The organism is Pseudomonas corni (assembly GCF_057128765.1).
The window spans coordinates 96,535-119,916 of sequence record NZ_JBSKHW010000006.1 but is presented as its reverse complement, the minus strand read 5'-3'; the positions used below and the strand labels follow the sequence as shown (position 1 = coordinate 119,916).

The 23,382-nt window shown below is 58.5% G+C and carries 20 protein-coding genes; 17 read left to right on the top strand and 3 right to left on the bottom strand.

The window, feature by feature from the left end:
- Positions 1 to 306 precede the first annotated feature (306 nt).
- Positions 307 to 1,323 (bottom strand): glycoside hydrolase family 5 protein, encoded by a 1,017-nt coding sequence (locus ACWKV9_RS11870; RefSeq protein WP_483836297.1) that lies wholly within the window; start codon positions 1,321 to 1,323, stop codon positions 307 to 309.
- 454 nt (positions 1,324 to 1,777) lie between these two features.
- Here ACWKV9_RS11870 and ACWKV9_RS11865 point away from each other — a divergent pair, with 454 nt between their 5' ends.
- The 16 genes from ACWKV9_RS11865 (at position 1,778) to ACWKV9_RS11790 (ending at position 20,020) form a co-directional block, all read left to right on the top strand.
- Positions 1,778 to 2,257 carry a copper chaperone PCu(A)C gene (locus ACWKV9_RS11865; RefSeq protein WP_483836296.1) on the top strand — a complete coding sequence of 160 codons (480 nt, stop codon included), beginning with the start codon at positions 1,778 to 1,780 and terminating at the stop codon, positions 2,255 to 2,257.
- Positions 2,258 to 2,282: 25 nt separating this feature from the next.
- Entirely contained in the window at positions 2,283 to 2,726 is a 444-nt protein-coding gene (locus tag ACWKV9_RS11860; protein WP_483836295.1) for a DUF2946 domain-containing protein, read from the top strand.
- A gap of 94 nt (positions 2,727 to 2,820) precedes the next feature.
- Positions 2,821 to 4,194, top strand: coding sequence for a PepSY-associated TM helix domain-containing protein (locus ACWKV9_RS11855; protein ID WP_483836294.1), 1,374 nt, complete (start codon positions 2,821 to 2,823; stop codon positions 4,192 to 4,194).
- Between the two features lie 330 nt (positions 4,195 to 4,524).
- Entirely contained in the window at positions 4,525 to 8,004 is a 3,480-nt protein-coding gene (locus tag ACWKV9_RS11850) for a dermonecrotic toxin domain-containing protein (RefSeq protein WP_483836293.1), read from the top strand.
- A gap of 269 nt (positions 8,005 to 8,273) precedes the next feature.
- Positions 8,274 to 9,539 carry an urea ABC transporter substrate-binding protein gene (gene urtA, locus ACWKV9_RS11845; RefSeq protein WP_268799368.1) on the top strand — a complete coding sequence of 422 codons (1,266 nt, stop codon included), beginning with the start codon at positions 8,274 to 8,276 and terminating at the stop codon, positions 9,537 to 9,539.
- Between the two features lie 177 nt (positions 9,540 to 9,716).
- Positions 9,717 to 11,306, top strand: coding sequence for an urea ABC transporter permease subunit UrtB (gene urtB / locus ACWKV9_RS11840; RefSeq protein ID WP_483836292.1), 1,590 nt, complete (start codon positions 9,717 to 9,719; stop codon positions 11,304 to 11,306).
- Positions 11,306 to 12,385 carry an urea ABC transporter permease subunit UrtC gene (gene urtC / locus ACWKV9_RS11835; RefSeq protein ID WP_483836291.1) on the top strand — a complete coding sequence of 360 codons (1,080 nt, stop codon included), beginning with the start codon at positions 11,306 to 11,308 and terminating at the stop codon, positions 12,383 to 12,385. Before urtB ends, urtC begins: the two co-directional genes overlap by 1 nt.
- Positions 12,382 to 13,248 carry an urea ABC transporter ATP-binding protein UrtD gene (gene urtD, locus ACWKV9_RS11830; protein ID WP_483836290.1) on the top strand — a complete coding sequence of 289 codons (867 nt, stop codon included), beginning with the start codon at positions 12,382 to 12,384 and terminating at the stop codon, positions 13,246 to 13,248. Before urtC ends, urtD begins: the two co-directional genes overlap by 4 nt.
- A 118-nt stretch (positions 13,249 to 13,366) precedes the next feature.
- A complete protein-coding gene (gene urtE / locus ACWKV9_RS11825) occupies positions 13,367 to 14,065 on the top strand; it encodes an urea ABC transporter ATP-binding subunit UrtE (RefSeq protein ID WP_268799364.1) in 699 nt (232 codons plus the stop codon).
- Between the two features lie 48 nt (positions 14,066 to 14,113).
- On the top strand, positions 14,114 to 14,959 hold the full coding sequence (locus ACWKV9_RS11820) for an urease accessory protein UreD (protein ID WP_483836289.1): 846 nt from the start codon (positions 14,114 to 14,116) through the stop codon (positions 14,957 to 14,959).
- A gap of 145 nt (positions 14,960 to 15,104) precedes the next feature.
- Positions 15,105 to 15,407, top strand: a complete 303-nt coding sequence (locus tag ACWKV9_RS11815; RefSeq protein WP_483836288.1) for an urease subunit gamma — start codon at positions 15,105 to 15,107, stop codon at positions 15,405 to 15,407.
- 24 nt (positions 15,408 to 15,431) lie between these two features.
- The gene (locus tag ACWKV9_RS11810) at positions 15,432 to 15,971 is read left to right on the top strand and encodes an N-acetyltransferase family protein (RefSeq protein WP_483836287.1); all 540 of its coding nucleotides are present in this window, start codon (positions 15,432 to 15,434) and stop codon (positions 15,969 to 15,971) included.
- A 40-nt stretch (positions 15,972 to 16,011) separates the two neighbouring features.
- Positions 16,012 to 16,548 carry an N-acetyltransferase family protein gene (locus tag ACWKV9_RS11805; RefSeq protein WP_483836286.1) on the top strand — a complete coding sequence of 179 codons (537 nt, stop codon included), beginning with the start codon at positions 16,012 to 16,014 and terminating at the stop codon, positions 16,546 to 16,548.
- Complete coding sequence (locus tag ACWKV9_RS11800) at positions 16,545 to 16,853, top strand: urease subunit beta (RefSeq protein WP_483836285.1); 309 nt, start codon at positions 16,545 to 16,547, stop codon at positions 16,851 to 16,853. The genes ACWKV9_RS11805 and ACWKV9_RS11800 overlap by 4 nt, the downstream gene beginning before the upstream one ends.
- A gap of 151 nt (positions 16,854 to 17,004) precedes the next feature.
- Entirely contained in the window at positions 17,005 to 18,705 is a 1,701-nt protein-coding gene (gene ureC / locus ACWKV9_RS11795) for an urease subunit alpha (protein WP_483836284.1), read from the top strand.
- 181 nt (positions 18,706 to 18,886) lie between these two features.
- On the top strand, positions 18,887 to 20,020 hold the full coding sequence (locus ACWKV9_RS11790; protein ID WP_483836283.1) for a sensor histidine kinase: 1,134 nt from the start codon (positions 18,887 to 18,889) through the stop codon (positions 20,018 to 20,020).
- A 370-nt stretch (positions 20,021 to 20,390) separates the two neighbouring features.
- Here the strand turns inward: ACWKV9_RS11790 and ACWKV9_RS11785 are convergent, their stop codons facing one another.
- Positions 20,391 to 20,696 (bottom strand): chaperone modulator CbpM, encoded by a 306-nt coding sequence (locus ACWKV9_RS11785; protein WP_483836408.1) that lies wholly within the window; start codon positions 20,694 to 20,696, stop codon positions 20,391 to 20,393.
- A complete protein-coding gene (gene cbpA / locus ACWKV9_RS11780; RefSeq protein WP_483836282.1) occupies positions 20,696 to 21,646 on the bottom strand; it encodes a curved DNA-binding protein in 951 nt (316 codons plus the stop codon). The genes ACWKV9_RS11785 and cbpA overlap by 1 nt, the downstream gene beginning before the upstream one ends.
- Before the next feature lie 297 nt (positions 21,647 to 21,943).
- Between cbpA and ACWKV9_RS11775 the strand changes: the two genes are divergently transcribed.
- The gene (locus ACWKV9_RS11775) at positions 21,944 to 23,209 is read left to right on the top strand and encodes an Hsp70 family protein (protein ID WP_483836281.1); all 1,266 of its coding nucleotides are present in this window, start codon (positions 21,944 to 21,946) and stop codon (positions 23,207 to 23,209) included.
- Positions 23,210 to 23,382: the final 173 nt, after the last annotated feature.

Sequence of the window (23,382 nt, the reverse complement as noted above, 5' to 3'; positions counted from 1 at the left end):
AGCCAAAATGCTTTGTCCGGAACCACGGCATTAAATGTAACTCTACTGGTACAGCTGTTTCAGTTTGAGTACATCCAGCGGATCTGAACAGATACTTACACCTGATACGAGCCTTGAAGCTTCGTATAAGTTCAACTGACGACTTACTTTTTTCAACTAGTACAAAAGGCCACTATCTATTATTCCAAAGTGCCACTACTGTTAATCGACGCCGTGCATTAGTCGTCAAAAAAAAACACCACTTACACTGCGCCGAATATTTAGCCCACTAAGTACTTGCTTTACATGAATAAAGTTGTGGCCGCACTACTGGCAATTACTATTGCCGTCGACGAACGGCGCGAGCACTGCCCACTGAGGTTTTTCAACACCCGCCTTCGGTTCGACCGAAAGTGAATAAGACCCCCAGAACGACCCCGCAGCCCAGTAGGCCAGAGGTACACAGTTAGTCTTCAGATAGGTTAACAACCGTGTGGCTGCTTCTGCCCACTGAGGATCATTACCGGGTATGCCGAACTCACCTATATGTCCCTTTTTACCGTTTTGCACTAACCAGTCGACGAACGGCTTAGCCCGTTTGACGCCGATGTCTGGGTCAAAATTAGGTCCGGGCCCTGCCTGGTAGGTCCCACTGGCGTCGGAATCCAGGTAGAGGTGTGCAGAAAAAATCAGATTATTAACCGGGTCCTGAAGCGTCAGTAGAGCATCATTATTTTTGGCCCACTGAGAAGCACTCGACCATGAACGGCCTTCTACATAAATCGGCTTGACCTTGTCGTAAGCTCGCACACCCCTGATACCCGCCTGGGCCGCGCTCGGCCAATTCGCATCGGCCGGGCCGTTTGGCTCATTCATGATGTCGTAGCCATGAACCCCCGCACGCCCCTGCCAACGCTCAGCCAACTGGGACAAAAAATTCTCGTATGCGGTGTAGGGCACATCCACCGACCCGATAGGCTGTTTGCGATAAACCCCGTAATTGTGGATATCGAGCAGAACAGCCATCTGCCTGCTTTCGGCCTGGGTCACCAGGTTATCGATAAGCTTGGCGTAGGTCGGGTCGAGGGGACCATCCAAAGCAGGCTGCAAGCGCTCCCAAGTCAGGGGCACGCGGACAACTTTAATGCCCTTTGCCTGCCATTGATCCAGGTACGTGGCGGAGGGGAACATGAAGTCGTAACCGGGTCTGCCCGGTAGGAGCTTGGCATTGAACTCGGCGCCGGAAACATTGATTTGAATCATGGGATGCGGATCTGCGGCCTGGGCGCACACCCCGAGAAGGCCGGAACTGACTAACAATAAAGCGCTTAAAAACCGTGTCATGACGTCGTCCTGCTCGCTTGCGTGATAACGCATTAAGTTGGGTCACGTATAGCCTTGGCAGGGTATTTCGTTAGCAATTGAAGGTGATCGTGGCGCTGCGGCAATGGGCTCGGATTCTCACTGGGATCAAGCAATCCTGAAGCCTGTGATGTTGTTCTCTTATCCGCCGCTGTTCATATGTTCGGGCCAGCACCCAAGACAACCTAGCACAGGTTCAGGTGGAGTAAGGAACACCCAACGGCAGCAATTGCACAGACGGCGACCCACGTCACATCCTCCTTTTTTACATCGCCCGCTTATTCAGGCTAAATATCTACCCTGTGCGCCCGCAGATACGGGGTAATGCCAGGCAAACTGCAACGGCACCACTCCCCCAAAAATAATTATGCGCCGCGTTGAATTTCCCTCCCCTCACGCGCTGCCTGCATCAGAACATTGGAGAGCCAAGCCCCAAATGTTAAAAAAATATCTGCTCCTGACCGCGCTACTGCTGCCCGCCTTTTCTGCCCAGGCTCATGAATACAGCGCAGGCTCGTTGAGCATTGATCAACCGTGGTCCATGGAGTTGCCTCCAAACGCGCCGACTGTGGCCGCCTACTTCTCGATTCACAACAGCGGCGCGGCGCCGGATCGCCTGACAAGTGTCGATAGCCCGATTGCCGGCAGCGCTCAATTGCACGAACACGTACATAAAGATGGCCTGATGAAGATGCAGCAGGTGCAGAATGTCGACATCCCGGCAGGCGGCAATGTCAGCTTTGCGCCCATGGCGTATCACGTCATGCTGCTGGACCTCAAAGACCGCTCGATGCTGGTGGAAGGAAAGCAGTTTGCTCTGACCCTGCATTTCGAGAAAGCCGGTGATGTAACGGTCGAGGTTCAGGTACTCAAACAACCACCCGAAGTTGCAACCGCTCCGGCCCACGCGCACTGACTGATAAACACGACCCTGACCTGACGTGAACCGCACTGCCGCACCTCGCAACAGAGCATCCAGCCCCCAGCGCAAAACCTCGGGCACTTGGCTGAGCCTGTTTGCCATGCTGATGATCTTCATCGGACCGCTGATTTCCCAAGCGATGCCGATGGAACATCACGCCGGGATGTCGATGCCAGCGACGATGGACATGTCATCGTCCATGCAAATGTCCGGCGAGCACGCGGGCATGCAGCACGAAACCGCAGCCGATCCTGCAGCAATGGATCACGTGCTGTGGGCCAAATGCGGGTACTGCACGCTGCTGTTCAGTTGCCCGGCATTGCCTCAGGCGCTGACGATTCTTGCGCCAACGCCGCCCAAACCTACTGACTTCTTTAACGCCGCGCCGCACCAGGGCCATGCCCAGCGCAGCGTCTTCCCCAACGCCCGCAGTCGTGCCCCGCCGCCCTCGTCACTGGCTTGAATCCCACAATCGAACAATGATTTCGCAACCGCTGTCAGCCCTTCTGCTGCCAGCGGATTGCGCCGTGTGTCATCCCTGACGGGAGCGTTTTCTCATGTCCAAACCGAACGTATCTTTCTACAACCTGGCGTGGCGCTGGCATTTCTATGCTGGCCTGTTTGTTGCGCCGTTCATGATCCTGCTGTCGCTCACCGGGATCATTTATCTGTTCAAACCGCAGCTCGATTCGCTGATGTACAACGACCTGCTGAGCGTCACCCCGGCGCACCATCAACTCAGCGCCGATGAGCAACAGCGCCTGATCTTGCAGGCTTACCCGAACGCGGCGGTGAGCAAATACCTGCCGCCACTCAACGCAGCAGGCAGCGCGCAGTTCGTGGTGAAAATTGACGGTCGTGAGGTGAACCTGTTCATCGATCCTTACAGCGGAAAAATCCTTGGCACCCAGGACGCCAAGCAGAACTTGCAAGCAATCGCGCGGGAGCTGCACGGCGAGTTGATGATCGGCAAAGTAGGTGATCGACTGGTGGAGCTGGCCGCAGGCTGGGGCATCGTACTGGTGGTATCGGGTTTGTATTTGTGGTGGCCACGCGGGCGTTCTCCGGCTGGCGTTCTGTGGCCGCGCATGACCGCGCGCGGTCGCGTGTTATGGCGCGACCTGCATGCTGTCACCGGATTCTGGGGCGCGCTGTTGCTGCTGTTCATGCTGGTGAGCGGCATGACGTGGACCGGTCTGTGGGGCAAGCAATACGCAGATGTCTGGAACACCTTCCCCGCTGCCATGTGGAACGAAGTGCCTAAGTCGGACAGGCAAGCCGGGGAGTTGAACACTGCCCGCGTGCAGACCGTGCCGTGGGCCATGGAAAACACGCCCATGCCGGTTTCTACGGGTGATCACGCCGAGCATATGAATCACGGCAGCATGTCCAGCGCCCCCGCTGCGCCCCATATATCGCTGCAACAGGTAGTCGATATCGCTCGCGACAAGGGTATTGAGCCCGGTTACAGCATCAGCGCGCCGGCCAGCGCCGACGGCGTGTTCACGGTTTCAGTGTTCGCGGACGATCCACGTAACGACGCCACCCTGCATATCGATCAATACACCGGCAAGGTGCTGGCGGACGTGCGTTATGCCGATTACAGCGCCGTGTCCAAAGCGACCGAGCTGGGCGTGATGCTGCACGAAGGCAAGTTTTTCGGCTGGCTCAATCAGTTGCTGATCCTCCTGGTGTGCCTGATGGTGCTGCTCAGTTCGGTCAGCGGGCTGGTGATCTGGTGGAAACGCCGTCCACAAAACGGGCTAGGTGTACCACCACTGCGTCATGACTTGCCACGCTGGAAAACCGCGACGATGGTGATGATTGCGCTCGGTGTGATGTTCCCGCTGGTGGGCGTTTCGATGCTGATTGTGTGGTTGCTCGATCGGATAGTCCTTTCGCGCTTTGCCAAATCCGCCGCAACAGCATAGATTGCGTCCTGCGGGGCCTGAGACCAGTGAGTGGCTTTGTGATGAATTCCTCCTCATATACGGTTTCAGGCTCCGCTCCGTTCACTTCGCTCGAAGATGAACGCCCGCCCTATCGATGTTGAAAACACAGGCTTCTTTACGGACAAATCCGTTCCTACAAATTCTGTTTTCGCCTTCGGACTGCGCCTTTTCCTACAAGTCGCGCATACAAAGCCCACAAGCATGGGTCTACCAGGTCCTACAGACAGTCCACGTCAGCTCTGACTCCATGGCATGAAGCATTCGGTGACGTTTTGCCGAACCTCCATCATTGCCATTGAGGCCAGCAACATGAATACCCCTGTTCACTCATCGGTCAGTACGACGCCAACACGCGCTCCCGCGCAGGGCGGTCACTATCCACCCAGTTTTGCCGACGTAGCCCGGACATTTACAAGCGAGTATCTCAGCACTCATCACCCGGACCTCATCATCGATGTCGACGCGACGTGGCTGTATTGCCGCGACAGCCGCGTGCCGCCGCACCTGCCGAATCCGCCGAAGATCCAGGCCCTGCTCGACAGCATCATCAATTACTTCACTGGCGCTTTGACCTGGACCGAAACCGAGGTGCAGGGCCTCTATACCTCGTCCGCCTCGACACCTGACGCGCAAGCGATAGAGGGGATGGGCCGCGTCGAGCTGATCAACTTGTATGCCAGCGCGCACCAAACGCTTGAAAGTCGTTTTATCAGCGCGATAGATCAATATTGGAATCAGACTCTGGCCGGTGGCGAAACCCGGCGAAAAGCATTCATCGAGCGGAGGGTCCGCGCGCTGGAGCTTGAGGCGCAAATGCTTGTAGACGAGGGCAACATGCCTTCGGATATGTATTACATGCTTGAGCGCACGCTCAAAGGGTGCGTGCCAACCTCTCAGGCGCGCGTACCCGAGCATGGCGTGTTTAGCCTGTCGCTGGTCTGGAAGGGCGGCTCGCCCATGCCGCTGGCCGGGGCCTTTGCAGTGACTTGCGTGCGAAGCCTTCAATCTCCGTCCAACGATAACCAAACACTGGGCCAGGCCCTGCTGTACACGCTCGATCAAGGGCTACAGAATTTTCAGAGCCTCAAGCAACAGACGCAGGCATTGGATAAACGTTTGCTGACTGCCGAAAGCAAGACTTCATTACTCTCAGCCCTCGACCACAAAGACCGGTCAAAACTGCCGGCCAATTTTGATGCCGACAACCCCGCCTCCTCCCTGCAATGGCACTACACACCGCTGAGTGCAGATTTCATTGGCCTGTTGTTCACTCAGCAGCTTGAGCGGCAAAAATCGCACTTCAAGCACGCCGTCATGCTCGGCAGATCACTTGAAATGGACCACCGCTCATTTGAACGGCTTGTCCCGCACCTGCTCGCTCCGAAAATGCATCTGGACGACGCAAAGCACCTGGAACGCCACGATTCGGCGCTGATCCAGACGCATCTGCCCGGCTGGTGGAAAAGCATGAATCACCAACAGCGCAGCCAGTGGCTTAGCCATGCGAAAACACTGGGCGAGCAAATCATTACCGTTCACCGCCAATGCTCGGCGCGGTTCAAGGGCGAGGAGTTCAATCCCGACACATTCGTGCGCAGGTACATCGATCTGCACCTTGCAACGGCTTTGAAAAAAATTGCCGTTACGCTGTCACCGGAAAACATCCAGATCACTGTCTACTACCCCGAGCAACTGCAGGGCCCAACCTTCGCGCTGAACCTGCCGCCACGGCCCGAGGAGTTCAAACGCTATTCGTTGAGAACACTGATGTACCAGCCGGTGGAGTCACTGAAACTGGACTTCGCAGGCGCAATCATGGCGACCGATGAGCTGGGCGCGGCTATAACCGAAATCAACCAGGAGTTTGTCCACACATTACTGACCGAGCTCGCCATCCCTGCGGCCTTCGATAACTTCCTGAAAGCCCAACTGATCACGTCGTCTTTCGCGCAGCACTTGCGTAAAGCCCAGAATCAGATGATGCATGCGCAACTACGCATGGCGCTGCTGGAAGTCGAGCATCAAGAGTTTCCGGTCTGGGCGCGCCAGTGGCTCGAAGCCGTTCTGGACTCCCCAAACCCTGCGACGCGACGCAAAGTCGGCGCCGATGATATCGAGGTGCGCTTTCTCAAAATCAGCCACACCCGCTTGAGCAACGTCCTGGTAGTGGCCCCCGCCGGTAAACTCGATAGCGGTCCGGTGGTGCTCTGCACCTTTGGCGCGCCAGACGGAGTGGTGCTGCGCTGGTTCGACAGTCTGCATCGATTGAAGTCGATGTTTCTGGAGAAAGCACAATTCCGCCCGTATCTGGCCCATCAGATTCCGGGGTCACTTCGCGCCGACACGCTGGGGGTACTGGAATACGATAAGTGGCTTAAATACTGGCGACTGCCAGACGCGATGCGCTTCCTTGCGCAGCCGCTGCCCATACCCGACATGGCTTTCAATCCGGTGACGTTCGACCCGCAACAGAAAAGTTTCTATGAGGAAAATCACGAGATAAAAATCGCTCACTTGATCAAGGAAGCCAACGCCACGCTCAAAACCATGACCAGCACCGCTGAGGGTAAATCGTTTGAGATGGTCGCCAGTATTGCCCTGCTGTTTCTACCACCCCCGATCATGCTGCCCCTGGCATTGGGTCTTGGTTTTTACAGCGCCTGGAATGGTTTCAGCCAATACGACGCCGACGATTTCGAGGGCGCGACCGGCGAATTCCTGAATTCGCTCAGCTATCTGGCGACAGCGCAAATGTCCGCCGACCTGAGCCCAGGATCACCGGGGCCGAGCGAGCAGCCGTTTGAGCCGGTCGAGGAACAAACTCCGCGCCCGCATCTGGTGCGCACTGTGGGCCGGGACGGGCAGCCGCAGATCGGCTATCTGTTATCGCCCAAAAGGCCTCCTCGTCTTCCAGATGCAGGCGTCAGCGTCGTCCCCGATCCACTGCGGTTTAAAGCCATCGACTTCAACAATGAGCGCTGCTACGTCAGGTCCCGGTTCAATCTGTTTGGCCATTCACGGCTGTACCGGCTGAACGCTATAGACAACACGCTAACGCACGCTGACGAGTATGTGACGCTAAGCAATAAAGGCATCTGGGTCGCCGCCGGCGGGCTTGCCCCACGCCTGAGCCTCACCGCACGGGATGCCGCGAGCAAAGAGCTCGACACGATCATCGCAGGCTGGCCGCAAACGCCGAGACTCAGCGGCGTGGAAGAAAAATCCACATTCGTTACTCGCTACACAATCCTGAGCCGCACTTCGAACGCTGAAGAGATGCCCGAAATACTTGCCTACAGCGAAGGCGGATCTGAACACGTCAACGATGTGCTCCGAACGGGAACGCTGGACGCGCACACCCGCAACTTTCTTGAGCAGTTCTATCGGCTCCACGAGTACGACGGTGCTGCCTTCCGGGCGGCGTACGTATCCAATGCCGGTCTGGAAACCTTGCAGCAACAGATCGGTGAAGTGTTCGCAGACAGTGGAGTGCAGTCTGCTTCGATCAGTCGGGCCAACGCCTCCCGCTGGAGCAAGGACAGCTTTGTGACACGTCACGCGACCGCCGAAAAAACCCCCATATTTTTCGTCTTCGATCGCTCGATCCATAAGAAAAACATGTTCTGCAATTTTCTCGGTGACCACGTGGCCGTGCCGCCCGCAACGCCAATGCAACTACGCGCCATTCGACAAGTGCGCGGGAGCTGGTACGCCTATTTCTCGGCGACACCCACGGTATCGGGAGAGATTTATGACCTGTTTTCGGGTGAGAAAAAACTGATGCTATAAGCGCATGAAGAGCTACCTGCTGCCTGCACACGCCGCCACTCCAAGGCTGTGACAATCTTCCAGCTCAGTGGCGCACCAGATCAGAGCGTGTCGCGCACCGCTTGGCCCATAAGCGGCCAACATGGTGCGCGCCATCGATTTCAGGCGACACATTCATTCTATTTTGCGACGTTGCGTCGTTGGCCCAGCCTTTGCTAAAGCCTTCCCAACACAACGCCTGCACCGACCGAAGAAGTCATTTCAAAAAAATCAAAGAATGGAGCTAGCCAATGAAGCGTCGCAGTCTGATTAAAGCGTTCACCTTGTCCGCATCGATCGCCGCAATGGGTTTGACCTGGACCGTCCAGGCCGCTGAGACCATCAAGGTCGGCATTCTGCATTCTTTGTCCGGCACCATGGCGATCTCGGAGACTTCGCTCAAAGACATGGCGTTGATGACCATCGACGAAATCAACGCCAAGGGCGGCGTCAACGGCAAGATGCTGGAACCTGTGGTCGTGGACCCTGCCTCCAACTGGCCGCTGTTCGCCGAGAAAGGCCGTCAACTGCTGACCCAGGACAAAGTTGCCGTGGTGTTCGGCTGCTGGACTTCGGTGTCGCGTAAATCGGTATTGCCGGTCTTCGAAGAACTGAACGGCCTGCTGTTCTACCCGGTGCAGTACGAAGGTGAAGAGATGTCGCCGAACGTGTTCTACACCGGCGCGGCGCCTAACCAGCAGGCGATTCCTGCGGTTGAGTATTTGATGAGCGAAGACGGCGGCGCCGCCAAGCGCTTCTTCCTGCTGGGCACCGACTACGTTTACCCGCGCACCACCAACAAGATTCTGCGCTCGTTCCTGCACTCCAAGGGCGTGAAGGACAGCGACATCGAAGAGGTCTACACCCCGTTCGGCCATGCTGACTATCAAACCATCGTAGCGAACATCAAGAAGTTCTCCGCTGGCGGCAAAACCGCTGTGATCTCTACCGTGAACGGCGACTCCAATGTGCCGTTCTACAAAGAGCTGGCGAACCAGGGCCTGAAAGCCACCGACGTTCCAGTCGTTGCGTTCTCGGTTGGCGAAGAAGAACTGCGCGGCATCGACACCAAACCACTGGTGGGCAACCTGGCCGCGTGGAACTACTTCCAGTCAGTCGAGAACCCGGTCAACAAGAAGTTCGTCGCTGACTGGAAAGCCTACGCCAAGAAACACAACCTCCCAGGCGCCGACAAGGCTGTGACCAACGACCCGATGGAAGCCACCTATGTCGGCATCCACATGTGGGCGCAGGCTGCTGAGAAAGCCAAATCCACCGACGTCGACAAAGTGCGTGAGGCCCTTGCCGGTCAGACATTCGCGGCGCCGTCGGGCTTCACCCTGACCATGGACAAAACCAACCACCACCTGCACAAGCCGGTGATGATCGGCGAAATCCAGGACGACGGTCAGTTCAACGTCGTGTGGCAAACCAAGGAACCGATCCGCGCCCAGCCGTGGAGTCCGTACATCCCTGGCAACGACAAGAAGCCTGATACGCCGGTGAAGAGTAACTAAGGAAACGAGGTGCCACGCCAGATGAAATCGTCTGGCTGAACACATCCCTGTAGGAGCGCGCTTGCCCGCGATGACGGTTTGTCTGTGACTTAGTTGTCGACTGACCCACCCCAATCGCGGGCAAGCGCGCTCCTACAGAATCCGCACCAGACTGCGGACGCTTTCAGGACACCTGACATGCCCAAACTTCTCTACCGCTTCATCGTCGCCATCAGCCTGCTACTGCCCCTCGCGGCACACGCCAGCGATGCCGGTGATTTCGTTGCGGCCAGTTCCGCCAAACAAGCCGATTTGCTGGAGGCCTGGTCCGCCAAGCCAGATCCTGCGCGCATCGAGCTGATCATTGCCCTGCAAGACGGCCGCGTCGCCGCCGACAGCAGCAAACGCGCCTTCATCGAAACCGGCGACAAGCTGGTGGCTGTCGACCCTGACGCCCCCGCCGCTGCTGATGCACCTACTCCGGACGAACCGCGCAAACTGCGCCTGAACAACCGACTGCGCGGGCTGGTCGATACCGCCCTCGCCAGTCACCAACTGCTGGCCGCCGATGACAAGCTGCGCCTGGCCGCCGCACAACAACTGCAAAAGAGCGCTCGCCCCGCGCAACTGCCGCTCCTCACTCAACAAGTGGCGAGTGAACAAGACGACACCGTGCGTTCAGCACTGAGCCTGGCACTGGCCAATCTGCAACTGGTCGACACCAGCCCGTCCGTGCGCCTGGCCGCCGTCCGTTTGCTGGGCGAAACCGGCGACCCGCTGGCCCGCACCCGACTCGAAACCCTGCTCGAACCCAACGTCGAAACCGACGCCACTGTGCGCCTGGCCGCTGAAACCAGCCTGGCTCAGGTGAAACGCAAATTAATGATCGGCGAGATCCTCGGTCAGGCCTTCAGCGGTATGTCCTTGGGTTCGATCCTGTTGCTCGCCGCGCTGGGCCTGGCAATCACGTTCGGCCTGCTGGGCGTGATCAACATGGCCCACGGCGAAATGCTGATGCTCGGTGCGTACTCGACCTACGTCGTGCAACTGATGTTTCAGCGCTACGCACCGGGTGCCATCGAGTTCTATCCACTGATCGCGTTGCCGGTGGCCTTCTTCGTCACCGCCTGCATCGGCATGGCGCTGGAGCGCACGATCATTCGCCATTTGTATGGCCGTCCGCTGGAAACCCTGCTCGCCACTTGGGGTATCAGCCTGATGCTGATCCAGCTGATTCGCGTGGTGTTCGGCGCCCAGAACGTCGAAGTTGCCAACCCGGAATGGCTGTCCGGCGGGATTCAAGTGCTGCCCAATCTGGTGCTGCCTTACAACCGCATCGTGATAATCGCGTTTGCGCTGTTCGTGGTGGTGCTGACCTGGCTGCTGCTGAACAAGACGCGCCTTGGCCTGAACGTGCGCGCGGTCACGCAGAACCGCAACATGGCGGCGTGCTGCGGCGTGCCTACCGGGCGCATCGACATGATGGCTTTCGGGCTGGGTTCCGGCATCGCCGGGCTGGGCGGCGTGGCGCTGAGCCAGATCGGCAACGTCGGCCCGGACCTGGGCCAGAGCTACATCATCGACTCGTTCCTGGTGGTGGTGCTCGGCGGTGTCGGCCAACTGGCTGGTAGCGTGATGGCAGCCTTCGGACTGGGCATCGCCAACAAGATTCTTGAACCTCAGATCGGCGCCGTACTCGGCAAAATCCTGATCCTGGCGCTGATCATTCTGTTCATTCAGAAACGTCCGCAAGGCCTCTTCGCACTCAAAGGACGGGTGATCGACTGATGAACCAACCCTTGATGGTCACTGCCGCGCAACGCGCTGGCACCAAAGTCACGATCGGCGTCGGCGTTATTGTTCTCGCGCTGCTGATCGCCCTGCCCCTTTTGTCGCTGCTGCCGGAAAGCAACAGCCTGCAAGTCTCGGCTTACACCCTGACGCTGGTGGGCAAGATTCTGTGTTACGCCATCGTCGCGCTGGCGCTGGATCTGGTCTGGGGTTACGCCGGATTGCTGTCCCTGGGCCACGGCCTGTTCTTCGCCCTCGGCGGCTATGCCATGGGCATGTATCTGATGCGCGAAGCGGCAGGCGATGGCTTGCCGGCGTTCATGACCTTTCTGTCGTGGACTGAGATTCCGTGGTACTGGGTCGGTACGCAGCACTTCCTCTGGGCCATGTGTCTGGTGGTGCTCGCACCTGGTTTGCTGGCGCTGGTGTTTGGTTTCTTCGCCTTCCGCTCGCGGATCAAGGGCGTGTATTTTTCGATCATGACCCAAGCGCTGACCTTCGCCGGGATGCTGTTGTTCTTCCGCAACGAAACCGGGTTTGGCGGCAACAACGGCTTTACCAACTTTCGCAGCATTCTGGGTTTCAGCATCACGTCCCAAGGCACACGGGCAGTGCTGTTTTTGCTGACCGTGACTCTGCTGGTGGGCAGTTTGTATGTGGGCTGGCGTCTGGCGCAGAGCAAGTTCGGGCGAGTGCTGACTGCGCTGCGCGACGCGGAAAATCGCCTGATGTTCTGCGGCTACGATCCTCGGGGTTTCAAGCTGTTCGTCTGGGTCTTGAGCGCGGTGTTGTGCGGTTTGGCAGGTGCGTTGTACGTGCCGCAGGTCGGCATCATCAATCCGAGCGAAATGTCGCCGACCAACTCCATCGAAGCGGCTGTGTGGGTCGCCTTAGGCGGGCGTGGCACGCTGATCGGTCCGTTGCTGGGCGCAGGCGTCGTCAACGGCATGAAGAGCTGGTTCACCGTGGCCTTCCCTGAATACTGGCTGTTCTTTTTGGGCGCGCTGTTCATCGTGGTGACGCTGTATCTGCCCAAAGGCGTGATCGGCCTGCTGAAGAAAAGGGGCGAACAATGAAAGTCACTCCCACTCCTGCCTTCGATCCGGCGCTCGAACCTGGTCTGGACCCGAACAGCGATGCCGGCACCAGCCGCGACGCCATCGGTCTGGGTCAGGTTGCCGGCAAAGGCCTGAACACCCGGCACGGCACGATCCTCACGCTGGAAGACATCAGCGTCAGTTTCGATGGCTTCAAAGCCCTCAACGATTTGAATCTGTACATCAGCGTCGGCGAGCTGCGCTGCATCATCGGCCCCAACGGCGCGGGCAAGACCACGCTGATGGACGTGATCACCGGCAAGACTCGCCCCAGCCACGGCAAAGCCTGGTTCGGCGAAACCCTGGACCTGACGCTGATGAGCGAGGTGCAAATCGCTCAGGCTGGCATCGGTCGCAAGTTTCAGAAGCCCACCGTGTTCGAGGCGCTGAGCGTGTTCGAGAACCTTGAGCTGGCGCAGAAAACCGACAAATCGGTGTGGGCCAGCCTGCGCGCGAAACTGAATGGCGAGCAGCGCGACCGCATCGAGGAAGTGCTGAACACCATTCGCTTGACCGCTTCGATGCATCGCCCCGCTGGCTTGCTGTCCCACGGGCAGAAACAGTTTCTGGAGATCGGCATGTTGCTGGTTCAAGACCCGCAATTGCTGCTGCTCGACGAGCCCGTTGCGGGCATGACCGATGCCGAAACCGAATTTACCGCCGAGCTGTTCAAGACATTGGCCGGCAAGCATTCGCTGATGGTGGTTGAGCACGACATGGGGTTCGTCGGCTCCATCGCCGACCACGTGACCGTGCTGCACCAAGGCAGCGTGCTGGCCGAGGGTTCGCTTGAAGATGTGCAGGCGGATGAAAGAGTTATCGAGGTTTATTTAGGGCGTTGAAACAACCCCTGTAGGAGCCAACTTGTTGGCGAGAAGAACAACGCGGTGTGCCTGATACACCGCCTCGCGAATAAATTCGCTCCTACAGGTTGGTCATTTATTTGCCTGGGATCTGAACATGCTCCAAGTCGAAAAGCTTCACCAGTACTACGGCGGCAGCCACATCCTTCGGGGCCTGTCTTTTGATGTGAAGGTCGGTGAAGTCACGTGCCTGTTGGGCCGTAACGGCGTTGGCAAAACCACGCTGCTCAAAGTGCTCATGGGCCTGCTGCCTTCCAAGGAAGGCGCGGTGCAGTGGGAAGGCAAGCCGATCACCACCTTCAAGCCCCATCAGCGGGTGCATGCGGGTATCGCCTATGTGCCCCAGGGCCGGGAAATTTTCGGGCGCCTGACCGTGGAAGAAAACCTGTTGATGGGACTGTCGCGATTCCCTGGTTCCGAAGCCAAGGAAGTCCCGGCGTTCATCTACGAGCTGTTCCCGGTGCTGTTGCAGATGAAGCAACGCCGTGGCGGCGACTTGTCCGGTGGCCAGCAGCAACAACTAGCGATTGGTCGCGCACTGGCCAGCCGCCCTCGCCTGCTGATTCTCGACGAACCGACCGAGGGCATTCAGCCTTCGGTGATCAAGGAAATCGGCGCGGTCATCAAAAAGCTGGCTGCACGCGGTGACATGGCGATTTTGCTGGTCGAGCAGTTCTACGATTTCGCCGCCGAGCTGGCCGATCAGTACATCGTCATGTCCCGTGGCGAGATCGTGCAGCAAGGCCGAGGCGAGAATATGGAAGCCGAAGGCGTACGCGGTCTGGTGACCATCTGACGCTGAATCCGGTAAGGTGCCTTCCTTCGAAACACGATAAAGAACGTTATGAATCTTCCTGCCCACACCGCTCTATTCACCCCCAGCTGGCATGCCGAGTTGGAACTGGGCTATGGGCGCTTCGGCGACAGCACTCGCCCGACGCAACGCCGACACAAAGGCCCGCTGCGGGTGCAAAAGCATCTGTACGCCGAAGGCCCTGAAGTCTGCCAGCACATCATCGTCCACCCCCCCGGCGGCATTGCTGGCGGTGATCGCCTGGACATAGATGTCAGCGTCGGCGCCAATGCTTGGGCGCAGCTGACCAGCCCCGGCGCCGCCAAGTGGTATCGCGCTGCCGGGCCTGCCTTTCAGCAGCTGAATCTACAAGTCGACTCCGGTGGCACCCTGGAATGGCTGCCTCAGGAGACAATTGTCTTCAGTGATGCCAAGGCCGAACTCAGCACCACCATCGAGCTGCAAGGCGACGCGCGACTGCTCTATTGGGACGTGGTTGCGCTGGGTCGCCCTGCCAGTGGCGAGCGCTTTGATCTGGGGCATTTTCAAGCGCATCTGGACATTCGTCGCGACGGCCAATTGCTCTGGCACGAACGCCAGCGCATTGTCGGCAACGACGGTTTGCTGGAGTCGCCGATTGGCTTGGGCGGTAAACCAGTGTTCGCAACGATGATCGTGACCGGCGAGATCGATGCCGAGTTGATGGAGGCCTGTCGCAACCTGGCTGAGCATTCGCCGGTGCGTGGGGATGTCACGCAATTGCCGGGACTGGTGGTAGCGCGCTGCCTGGCTGAAGAGGCACTACATGCACGAGCCTGGCTGATCGAATTATGGAAGCTGCTGCGCCCGGCGTTGCTGGGCCGCGAAGCCGTCGCGCCGAGGATTTGGAGTACGTAGCGCTGTGATCTTTGTAGGAGCGCGCTTGCCCGCGATATCGGTGTGTCAGCAACCGTTAAAGTCGCAGGCCTACCGCAATCGCGGGCAAGCGCGCTCCTACAACGGCGGCGTCGATCTAATTGGTTAATTTGAAACGGAAGAACACATGGACCTGACGCCACGCGAAAAAGACAAAATGCTGATCTTCACCGCCGGCCTCGTTGCCGAGCGGCGATTGGCACGGGGTTTGAAACTCAATTACCCCGAAGCCATGGCCTTCATCTCGGCAGCCCTCCTGGAAGGCGCGCGAGACGGCCAGACGGTCGCTGACCTGATGCACTTCGGCACCACGCTGCTGACCCGTGAACAAGTGATGGAAGGCATACCGGAAATGATCCCGGAGATTCAGGTCGAGGCCACGTTCCCCGACGGCACAAAGCTTGTAACCGTGCATCAACCGATCGCCTGACACTCGAGAAGAAGTGGAACGAACATGACCGACCTGATTCGCGACGCACTGCCTGCCGACATGAGGGCAGTGCTCGCCATCTACAACGACGCCGTGCTCAACACTACGGCGATCTGGAACGAACAACCGGTGGATCTGGCCAATCGCGAGGCGTGGTTCAACGCCCGTGCCGCACAGGCTTACCCGATTCTGGTGGCCGTCAATGCAGAGAACGAAGTCGTGGGTTATGCCTCGTTCGGTGACTGGCGCCCTTTTGAAGGCTTTCGCCACACCGTCGAGCATTCGGTGTACGTGCGCGCCGATCAGCGCGGCAATGGCCTGGGCCCACGACTCATGGGCGCCCTGATTGAACGCGCCAAAACGTGCAACAAACACATGATGGTGGCCGCCATCGAAAGCGGTAACGCAGCGTCGATTCATCTGCATCAGAAACTCGGTTTTGTCATTACCGGGCAGATGCCACAGGTCGGCACCAAGTTCGGTCGCTGGCTGGACCTCACCTTCATGCAGCTTGATCTGTCCCCCGGTGCCGACGCTCCACCGTCACAAGCGCCCAAATCCTGAACATGGCCTGAGCTTCACTTTCTGAAAGGATGCCCCAACGATGAACGCTGCTCAGATTCGACGCGTCACCACCGAGAGCTTTGCGCACTATCGCGAGGGCCTGGCGGAGTTGTTGCTGGATGCGGTTCATCGCGGGGCGTCATTAGGGTTCATGGCCGACGTGGATATCACGCAGGCACTTGCCTGGAGCGACAGCGTCAAGGCCGAAATCGAACAAGGCCGGCTGTTGCTGTGGGTCGTGGTGCAGGAAGAACAAGTGCTGGCCACGGTGCAGTTGGCACTTTGTCAAAAGGCCAACGGACTGAACCGCGCCGAGGTGCAAAAGCTGTTGGTACTGCACGGCGCCCGTCGTCGTGGCTTGGCGTCGCAACTGATGCACACGGTCGAGCAGGCTGCGCATCAACTCAAGCGTGGCATGTTGCATCTGGACACGCTGGATGGTTCAGCCGCTGAAGATTTCTATCGGTCGATGGGCTATCAGTTCTCCGGGAAAATCCCGGACTACGCCTGCAACCCGGATGGTGAGTACCGGGCCACCGTCATTTATTACAAAGTTTTGTCGAGGAAAACCGCATGATTCCAGGTCAGTACCAGATCCAGCCCGGCGAAATCGAACTCAACGCAGGCCGCCGCACGATCACCCTGAATGTGGCCAATAGCGGAGACCGGCCGATTCAGGTGGGCTCGCACTTTCACTTTTTCGAAACCAACGACGCGCTCACTTTTGATCGCGCCGCCAGCCGCGGCATGCGCCTGAACATTCCTGCGGGTACGGCGGTGCGCTTCGAGCCAGGGCAGTCGCGGGATGTGGAATTGGTGGATCTGGCCGGTGCGCGGCGGGTGTTTGGGTTTGCCGGCAGAGTCATGGGTGAGCTGGATTAAAAGGCGGAGCGATCTCCTGTAGGAGCGCGCTTGCCCGCGATAGCGTCCGATCAGCAACATCTCCGTCACAGGAACATCGCAATTCGCGGGCAAGCGCGCTCCTACAGAGGATGCGCTGCCCGCGACAGATAACTGAATTCAAGGAATCCCAATGAAGATCTCCAGACAAGCCTACGCCGACATGTTCGGCCCAACCGTCGGCGACCGTGTGCGTCTGGCGGACACAGAGTTGTGGATCGAGGTCGAGAAAGACTTCACCACCTACGGCGAAGAAGTGAAGTTCGGCGGTGGCAAAGTCATTCGTGACGGCATGGGCCAAGGCCAAGGGCTGGCCGCCGAAGTGGTCGACACGCTGATCACCAACGCGCTGATCGTAGATCACTGGGGCATCGTGAAAGCCGACGTCGGCATCAAGGACGGCCGCATCGCCGCCATCGGCAAGGCGGGCAATCCGGACATCCAGCCCGACGTCACCATCGCCATCGGTGCGGCCACAGAAATCATCGCCGGTGAAGGCATGATCCTCACCGCAGGCGGCGTCGACACGCACATCCACTTCATTTGCCCTCAACAGATCGAAGAAGCGCTGATGAGCGGCGTGACCACCATGATCGGTGGCGGCACCGGTCCTGCGACAGGCACCAATGCCACCACCGTGACGCCCGGTCCATGGCACATGGCGCGCATGCTTCAGGCCGCCGAAGCGTTCCCGATGAACATCGGTTTCACCGGCAAGGGCAACGTCAGCTTGCCCGAGCCGTTGATCGAACAAGTGAAAGCCGGGGCCATCGGCCTCAAGCTGCACGAAGACTGGGGCACCACGCCTGCGGCCATCGATAACTGCCTGAGCGTTGCCGATCTGTACGACGTGCAAGTGGCGATTCACACCGACACGCTGAACGAGTCCGGATTCGTCGAAACCACACTGGCGGCGTTCAAGAATCGTACGATCCACACTTACCACACCGAAGGTGCCGGTGGCGGACACGCGCCGGACATCATCAAGGCCTGCGGCTTCCCCAACGTGTTGCCCAGCTCGACCAACCCGACGCGACCATTCACCCGCAACACCATCGACGAACACCTGGACATGCTGATGGTCTGCCATCATCTGGACCCAAGCATCGCCGAAGACGTCGCGTTCGCTGAAAGCCGCATCCGTCGCGAGACCATCGCTGCCGAAGACATCCTGCACGACCTGGGCGCGTTCTCGATGCTCAGCTCCGATAGCCAGGCTATGGGACGCGTGGGTGAGGTGATCATCCGCACCTGGCAGACCGCTGACAAAATGAAGAAGCAACGCGGCCCGCTGCCGGAAGACGGCGAAGGCAACGACAACTTCCGCGCCAAACGCTACATCGCCAAATACACCATCAATCCGGCGATTACCCACGGCATCAGCCATGAAGTGGGCTCCATCGAAGTCGGCAAGTGGGCGGACCTGGTGCTGTGGCGTCCGGCGTTCTTCGGCGTAAAACCGACGCTGATCCTCAAGGGCGGCTCCATCGCGGCCAGCTTGATGGGCGACGCCAACGCCTCGATCCCGACCCCGCAGCCGGTCCACTACCGCCCGATGTTCGCCAGCTACGGCAGTTCGTTGCACGCCAGCAGCCTGACTTTCATCAGCCAGGCGGCCATGGACGCAGGCGTACCGCAAACCTTAGGGCTGAAAAAGCAGATCGCCGTGGTCAAGGGCTGCCGCAATGTGACCAAGGCAGACCTCATCCACAACGATTACCTGCCGCACATCGACGTCGACCCGCAGACCTATCAGGTCAAGGCCGACGGCGTGCTGTTGTGGTGCGAACCGGCGGATGAACTGCCCATGGCGCAGCGGTATTTCTTGTTTTAATCCAAAACGCCTCTGTAGGAGCCAACTTATTGGCGAGCGATTGATGCGGCGTGCCAGACACGCCGCTTCGCGAACAAGTTCGCTCCTACAGGTGAGCTAGAAAAATCCAATCCCCGAAAAAATTCCTTAGGCGTTAAGATGCGCCATCTTCCCCAAAGCCATGCCAGCAAGGTATTCGTCCATGCGTCTTTCCGACTTCATCGTTGAGCAAGTCGATCGAATCGTCGATGAATGGGAAAACTTCGCCGCGACGCTTACGCCTGCGGCTGAGTCCATGAACTCCGTCGAGCTGCGCGACCATTCGAAAGCCATACTGCTGGCTGCCGCACGGGACATGAACACCGCGCAGACCAAGGCCGAGCAGATCGCCAAGGCGCAAGGGGAGGAGCTGAACAAGACACCGACGCTCGACGAAGCGGCCGCCAGCCATGGCGAGTTGCGGCACACGGTAGGCTTTGACCTGGTGCAAATGACCTCGGAATTTCGTCATTTACGCGCAACCGTGATCCGTTTCTGGGTCGAGAGCATGAAGGCACCGGACATGGCGTCTTTCCAGGACATGATCCGCTTCAATGAAGCCATCGACGAAGCCCTCGCGGAGTCGACGGCGGCGTACGCCGAGCGAGTCAATCGCTCGCGGGATATCTTTCTGGCAATCCTGGGGCATGACCTGCGGGCGCCTCTGCAAGCGGTGAGCATGTCTTCGGAAGTGCTGATGCGTAAAACAGGGCTGGACGCGGCGGCGCAGGCCTATGCAAGCAGAATCAACAGCAGCAGCCGCCAGATGGCGACGATGGTCAGCGATTTACTGGAGTTCGTGCGTAGCCGTCTCGGCGTATCGTTACCCGTCGAGCGCCAGCCGATGGAAATGGTTATTGCCTGCCGCGAGGCCATTGATGAAGCCAGCGCAGGCCATCCCGATTGCAACCCGGATTTCAACTACTCCGGGGACACTCAGGGGGAGTGGGATCGCAACCGCATTGATCAACTTTTGCGCAACCTGATTGGCAATGCGCTGCAGCACGGCGCCTCCAGTCACAAGATCACCGTGACCCTGACCGGCGGCGAAAGCTACGTCACGTTGTCTGTTCACAATGGCGGAGAGCCCATAGCGCAGGAAGCCATCGGCAGTATTTTCGATCCATTGGTAAGAAGTGCAAACGAGAAAGTCGGCAATCACAACCCGTCGACCAGCCTTGGGCTTGGGCTATTTATCGTCAAAGAAGTGGTCAATTCACACGGCGGCAGCATTACCGTTACTTCGAACTTTGGTGACGGGACCACGTTTACGGTGGTGCTGCCTAAGAAGGCCTGAAGACGGCCTGGTTTCGTGGGAGCGGACCTGTCCGCGAAGGCTCTCGTGAATCTGACTACAATGCATCGCCTGCGGTAACGTCTTCGCGGACAGGTCCGCTCCCACAAGATCAAGGACCAACGTGACTTCTGCTCCGAACTCACGGGCTGACCATTACCCTGTAGGAGCGAACTTGTTCGCGAGGCGATGTGCCTGACTCACAGCATCAAGCCTCGCCAACAAGTTGGCTCCTACAGAAGGTCGTCCTCGCCTGACTAGCGGCATCGAACCAAGGCCCCTGTAGGAGCGAACTTGTTCGCGAGGCGGTGTGCCTGACTCACAGCATCAAGCCTCGGCAACAAGTTGGCTCCTACAGAAGGTCGTCCTCGCCTCAATCCAGCAAAAACCGCCCCAACCGCTGCTTGAGCATGCGGTTCTCTGCGCGTACGTGCTCCAGTTCATCGAGCAATTCCAGCGCCAAGGCAACGCCGTCCCACTCCATTGCCAGTTCGTGATGCAACCTGGCGGCGCGTTTGGCCACTGACAGCGAATAGGCATCGAACAGCCACTCGTCGGGCCGCTGACCCTGAGGTTCGAGAATGCCGTGTTCGACGATCTCGATCACATAGGCGGGCGACATCTCGACCACCTGACAAAACTCCTTCATATCCAGTTCTACAACCAGGGTACTCATGATCAGTTACTCCATTGGGCCCTCGGATCAAAGGCGGCGGTTTCGGCCAGCTTTTCCCACAAGGCCTTGGCGGCTTCATCGGTTGCCTTGGGCATCACAACTTTGAGTTGAGCATACAAATCGCCACGCTGCCCTTGCTTGTTCATCAGGCCATTGCCTTTGACCCTCAGACGCAGGCCGGTCTGGCTGTCGGGCCTAATGGTCAAGCTGATCTTGCCGGTCAGGGTCGGGACTGCGATTTTCGCGCCCAGCGCCGCCTCCCAAGGGGCCAGCGGCACGGTGATGATCAAATCGTGGCCTTCCACATCGAACTTGGGGTGCGGCGCCAGACGCAGTATCAGGTAGAGATCACCATTTTCCGCGCCCCCAATACCGGGCGCGCCCTGCCCTTTGAGGCGAATACGTTCCCCGTCCGTCACGCCTGCGGGGATTTTCACGTTAAGGGTCTTGGTGACATCGGCCAATCGCTGGCCGCTTGCGTTGTGTTGCGGCACCTTGAAGCTGACCTGCTTGGACTCGGCCGACAGGGTTTCTTCGAGAAAGACCGGCAATTCCATTTCCACATCTTGTCCTCGACGGCCGCTGCTGTACGCACGACCGCCCTGTTGAGCACGATTACCAAATATCGAGCTGAAAAATTCGGAAAAATCACCGGTGGAGTCAAACCCGCCATCACCAGCGCCCGCACCGCCACGGCTTTGCCAGCCCGGCGGCCCCTGGAACGGGCGGCCTTGCTCGCCGTACTTGCGAATGTCGTCATACTCGGCACGCTTTTCCGCGTTACTGAGCACTTCGTAAGCCTCGTTGGCCTCTTTGAATTTGTCCTCGGCGCCGGTTTCTTTGCTGACGTCAGGATGATATTTACGCGCCAGCTTGCGGTAGGCGGTCTTGATGACCTTGTCGTCCGCCGTCGGCTCCACGCCAAGAATCTTGTAATAGTCTTTGAAATCCATCTAACGATCACCCATTCCGGATTTTCCAGCCCCGCTCCGAACAGCGTCCTCAATTGAGATCGCCTGGAGCGCTGGATGTTGCAATATTGTCGGGCCGCGACTTCGCATGCCCGAAGCATCGCTCAAAGTCGCTACGTAATGTAAGGAATTACACGGTGAATGGGGGCTTATCCCGCCAGTTCAAGCCAAACGGCTCAAATAGACGCATAAGGGCGTATAAACCGACGTCTCGCCCTACGCATCCGTCGCACACTCGCATACACTGCGCGGCCGTTTTTTGACTGGAACGTAAAGAACATGAGTAAGCAAACTCCAGCCCGTGCCTGTGGTATCGACTTTGGCACATCCAACTCCACCGTCGGCTGGCTGCGACCGGGGATGGACACCATGATCGCGCTGGAGGACGACAAAATCACCCTGCCTTCGGTGGTGTTCTTCAACATGGAAGAACGCCGTCCGGTTTACGGCCGCCTTGCGCTGCACGAATACCTCGAAGGCTACGAAGGCCGGCTGATGCGCTCGCTCAAGAGCTTGCTGGGTTCCAAGCTGATCAAGCACGACACCAGCGTGCTGGGTACGGCCATGCCCTTCAAGGATTTGCTCGCTCTGTTCATCGGCGAGCTGAAAAAGCGCGCTGAAGCGACTGCCGGTCGCGAATTCGAAGAAGTGGTGTTGGGCCGTCCAGTGCATTTTGTCGATGACGACATCATGGCCGACCAGGAAGCCGAGGACACCCTCGCTGAAGTCGCACGCAAGATCGGCTTCAAGGACGTGTCGTTCCAGTACGAACCTATCGCTGCCGCATTCGACTACGAGTCGACGCTTGAGCGCGAAGAACTGGTGCTGATCGTCGATATCGGCGGGGGTACGTCGGACTTCTCGCTGGTGCGTCTGTCACCGGATCGCCGTTTCTATGACGATCGCCACGAGGACATTCTTGCCACAGGCGGTGTGCACATCGGTGGTACGGACTTCGACAAACAACTGAGTTTGCAGGGCGTGATGCCGTTGTTTGGCTACGGCAGCCGGATGAAAAGCGGCGCGTATATGCCCACCAGTACGCACATGAACCTGGCGACCTGGCACACCATCAACTCGGTGTACTCGCAAAAGTCCCAACTAGCGCTGGGCAGCATGCGCTACGACATAGAAGACACCCAAGGCATCGACCGATTGTTCAAGCTGATCGATCAGCGTGCCGGGCACTGGCTGGCGATGGAAGTGGAAGAAACCAAGATCCAGCTGACCCACGCCGCAAACCGCGTGGTGGAAATGGATCGGGTCGAGAGCGGCTTGAGCGTTGATCTGACCCGCGTGTTGTTCGAGTCGGCCATCGACGCACTGCTCGAACGCGTACGCAACAGCGTGACGGCACTGCTCAAAGATGCGGGTGCGGCGGTGACGGATGTCGACACGGTGTTCTTTACCGGCGGTTCAAGCGGCATCCCGGCCTTGCGTAATGGCGTCGCGGCGATGCTGCCCAATGCTCGGCATGTTGAAGGCAACATCTTCGGCAGCATCGGCAGTGGCTTGGCGATTGAAGCGAAGAAGCGGTATGGCTGATGGCTTCTGCCCGAAGGGCGTAGGAGTCCAGCTTGCTGACGATGGGTTGCGAAGCAGCCCTAAACCCAGCGGCCTCGGTTTAAGCTGACACACTGCGGTGCCTGGTTTCACTGCCGGTTCCCGGCAGATCGTCGGCAAGCCAGACTCCTACGGCCTTCGGCCAGAATCCAGAA

Coding starts and splice junctions, on each gene's coding strand:
- urtD (WP_483836290.1), top strand. CDS start 12,382: ATGAAAGTCACTCCCACTCCTGCCTTCGATCCGGCGCTCGAACCTGGT.
- ACWKV9_RS11850 (WP_483836293.1), top strand. CDS start 4,525: ATGAATACCCCTGTTCACTCATCGGTCAGTACGACGCCAACACGCGCT.
- ACWKV9_RS11820 (WP_483836289.1), top strand. CDS start 14,114: ATGAATCTTCCTGCCCACACCGCTCTATTCACCCCCAGCTGGCATGCC.
- ureC (WP_483836284.1), top strand. CDS start 17,005: ATGAAGATCTCCAGACAAGCCTACGCCGACATGTTCGGCCCAACCGTC.
- ACWKV9_RS11810 (WP_483836287.1), top strand. CDS start 15,432: ATGACCGACCTGATTCGCGACGCACTGCCTGCCGACATGAGGGCAGTG.
- ACWKV9_RS11855 (WP_483836294.1), top strand. CDS start 2,821: ATGTCCAAACCGAACGTATCTTTCTACAACCTGGCGTGGCGCTGGCAT.
- ACWKV9_RS11815 (WP_483836288.1), top strand. CDS start 15,105: ATGGACCTGACGCCACGCGAAAAAGACAAAATGCTGATCTTCACCGCC.
- ACWKV9_RS11870 (WP_483836297.1), bottom strand. CDS start 1,323: ATGACACGGTTTTTAAGCGCTTTATTGTTAGTCAGTTCCGGCCTTCTC.
- ACWKV9_RS11805 (WP_483836286.1), top strand. CDS start 16,012: ATGAACGCTGCTCAGATTCGACGCGTCACCACCGAGAGCTTTGCGCAC.
- ACWKV9_RS11865 (WP_483836296.1), top strand. CDS start 1,778: ATGTTAAAAAAATATCTGCTCCTGACCGCGCTACTGCTGCCCGCCTTT.
- cbpA (WP_483836282.1), bottom strand. CDS start 21,646: ATGGATTTCAAAGACTATTACAAGATTCTTGGCGTGGAGCCGACGGCG.
- ACWKV9_RS11800 (WP_483836285.1), top strand. CDS start 16,545: ATGATTCCAGGTCAGTACCAGATCCAGCCCGGCGAAATCGAACTCAAC.
- urtA (WP_268799368.1), top strand. CDS start 8,274: ATGAAGCGTCGCAGTCTGATTAAAGCGTTCACCTTGTCCGCATCGATC.
- ACWKV9_RS11790 (WP_483836283.1), top strand. CDS start 18,887: ATGCGTCTTTCCGACTTCATCGTTGAGCAAGTCGATCGAATCGTCGAT.
- urtE (WP_268799364.1), top strand. CDS start 13,367: ATGCTCCAAGTCGAAAAGCTTCACCAGTACTACGGCGGCAGCCACATC.
- urtC (WP_483836291.1), top strand. CDS start 11,306: ATGAACCAACCCTTGATGGTCACTGCCGCGCAACGCGCTGGCACCAAA.
- ACWKV9_RS11775 (WP_483836281.1), top strand. CDS start 21,944: ATGAGTAAGCAAACTCCAGCCCGTGCCTGTGGTATCGACTTTGGCACA.
- urtB (WP_483836292.1), top strand. CDS start 9,717: ATGCCCAAACTTCTCTACCGCTTCATCGTCGCCATCAGCCTGCTACTG.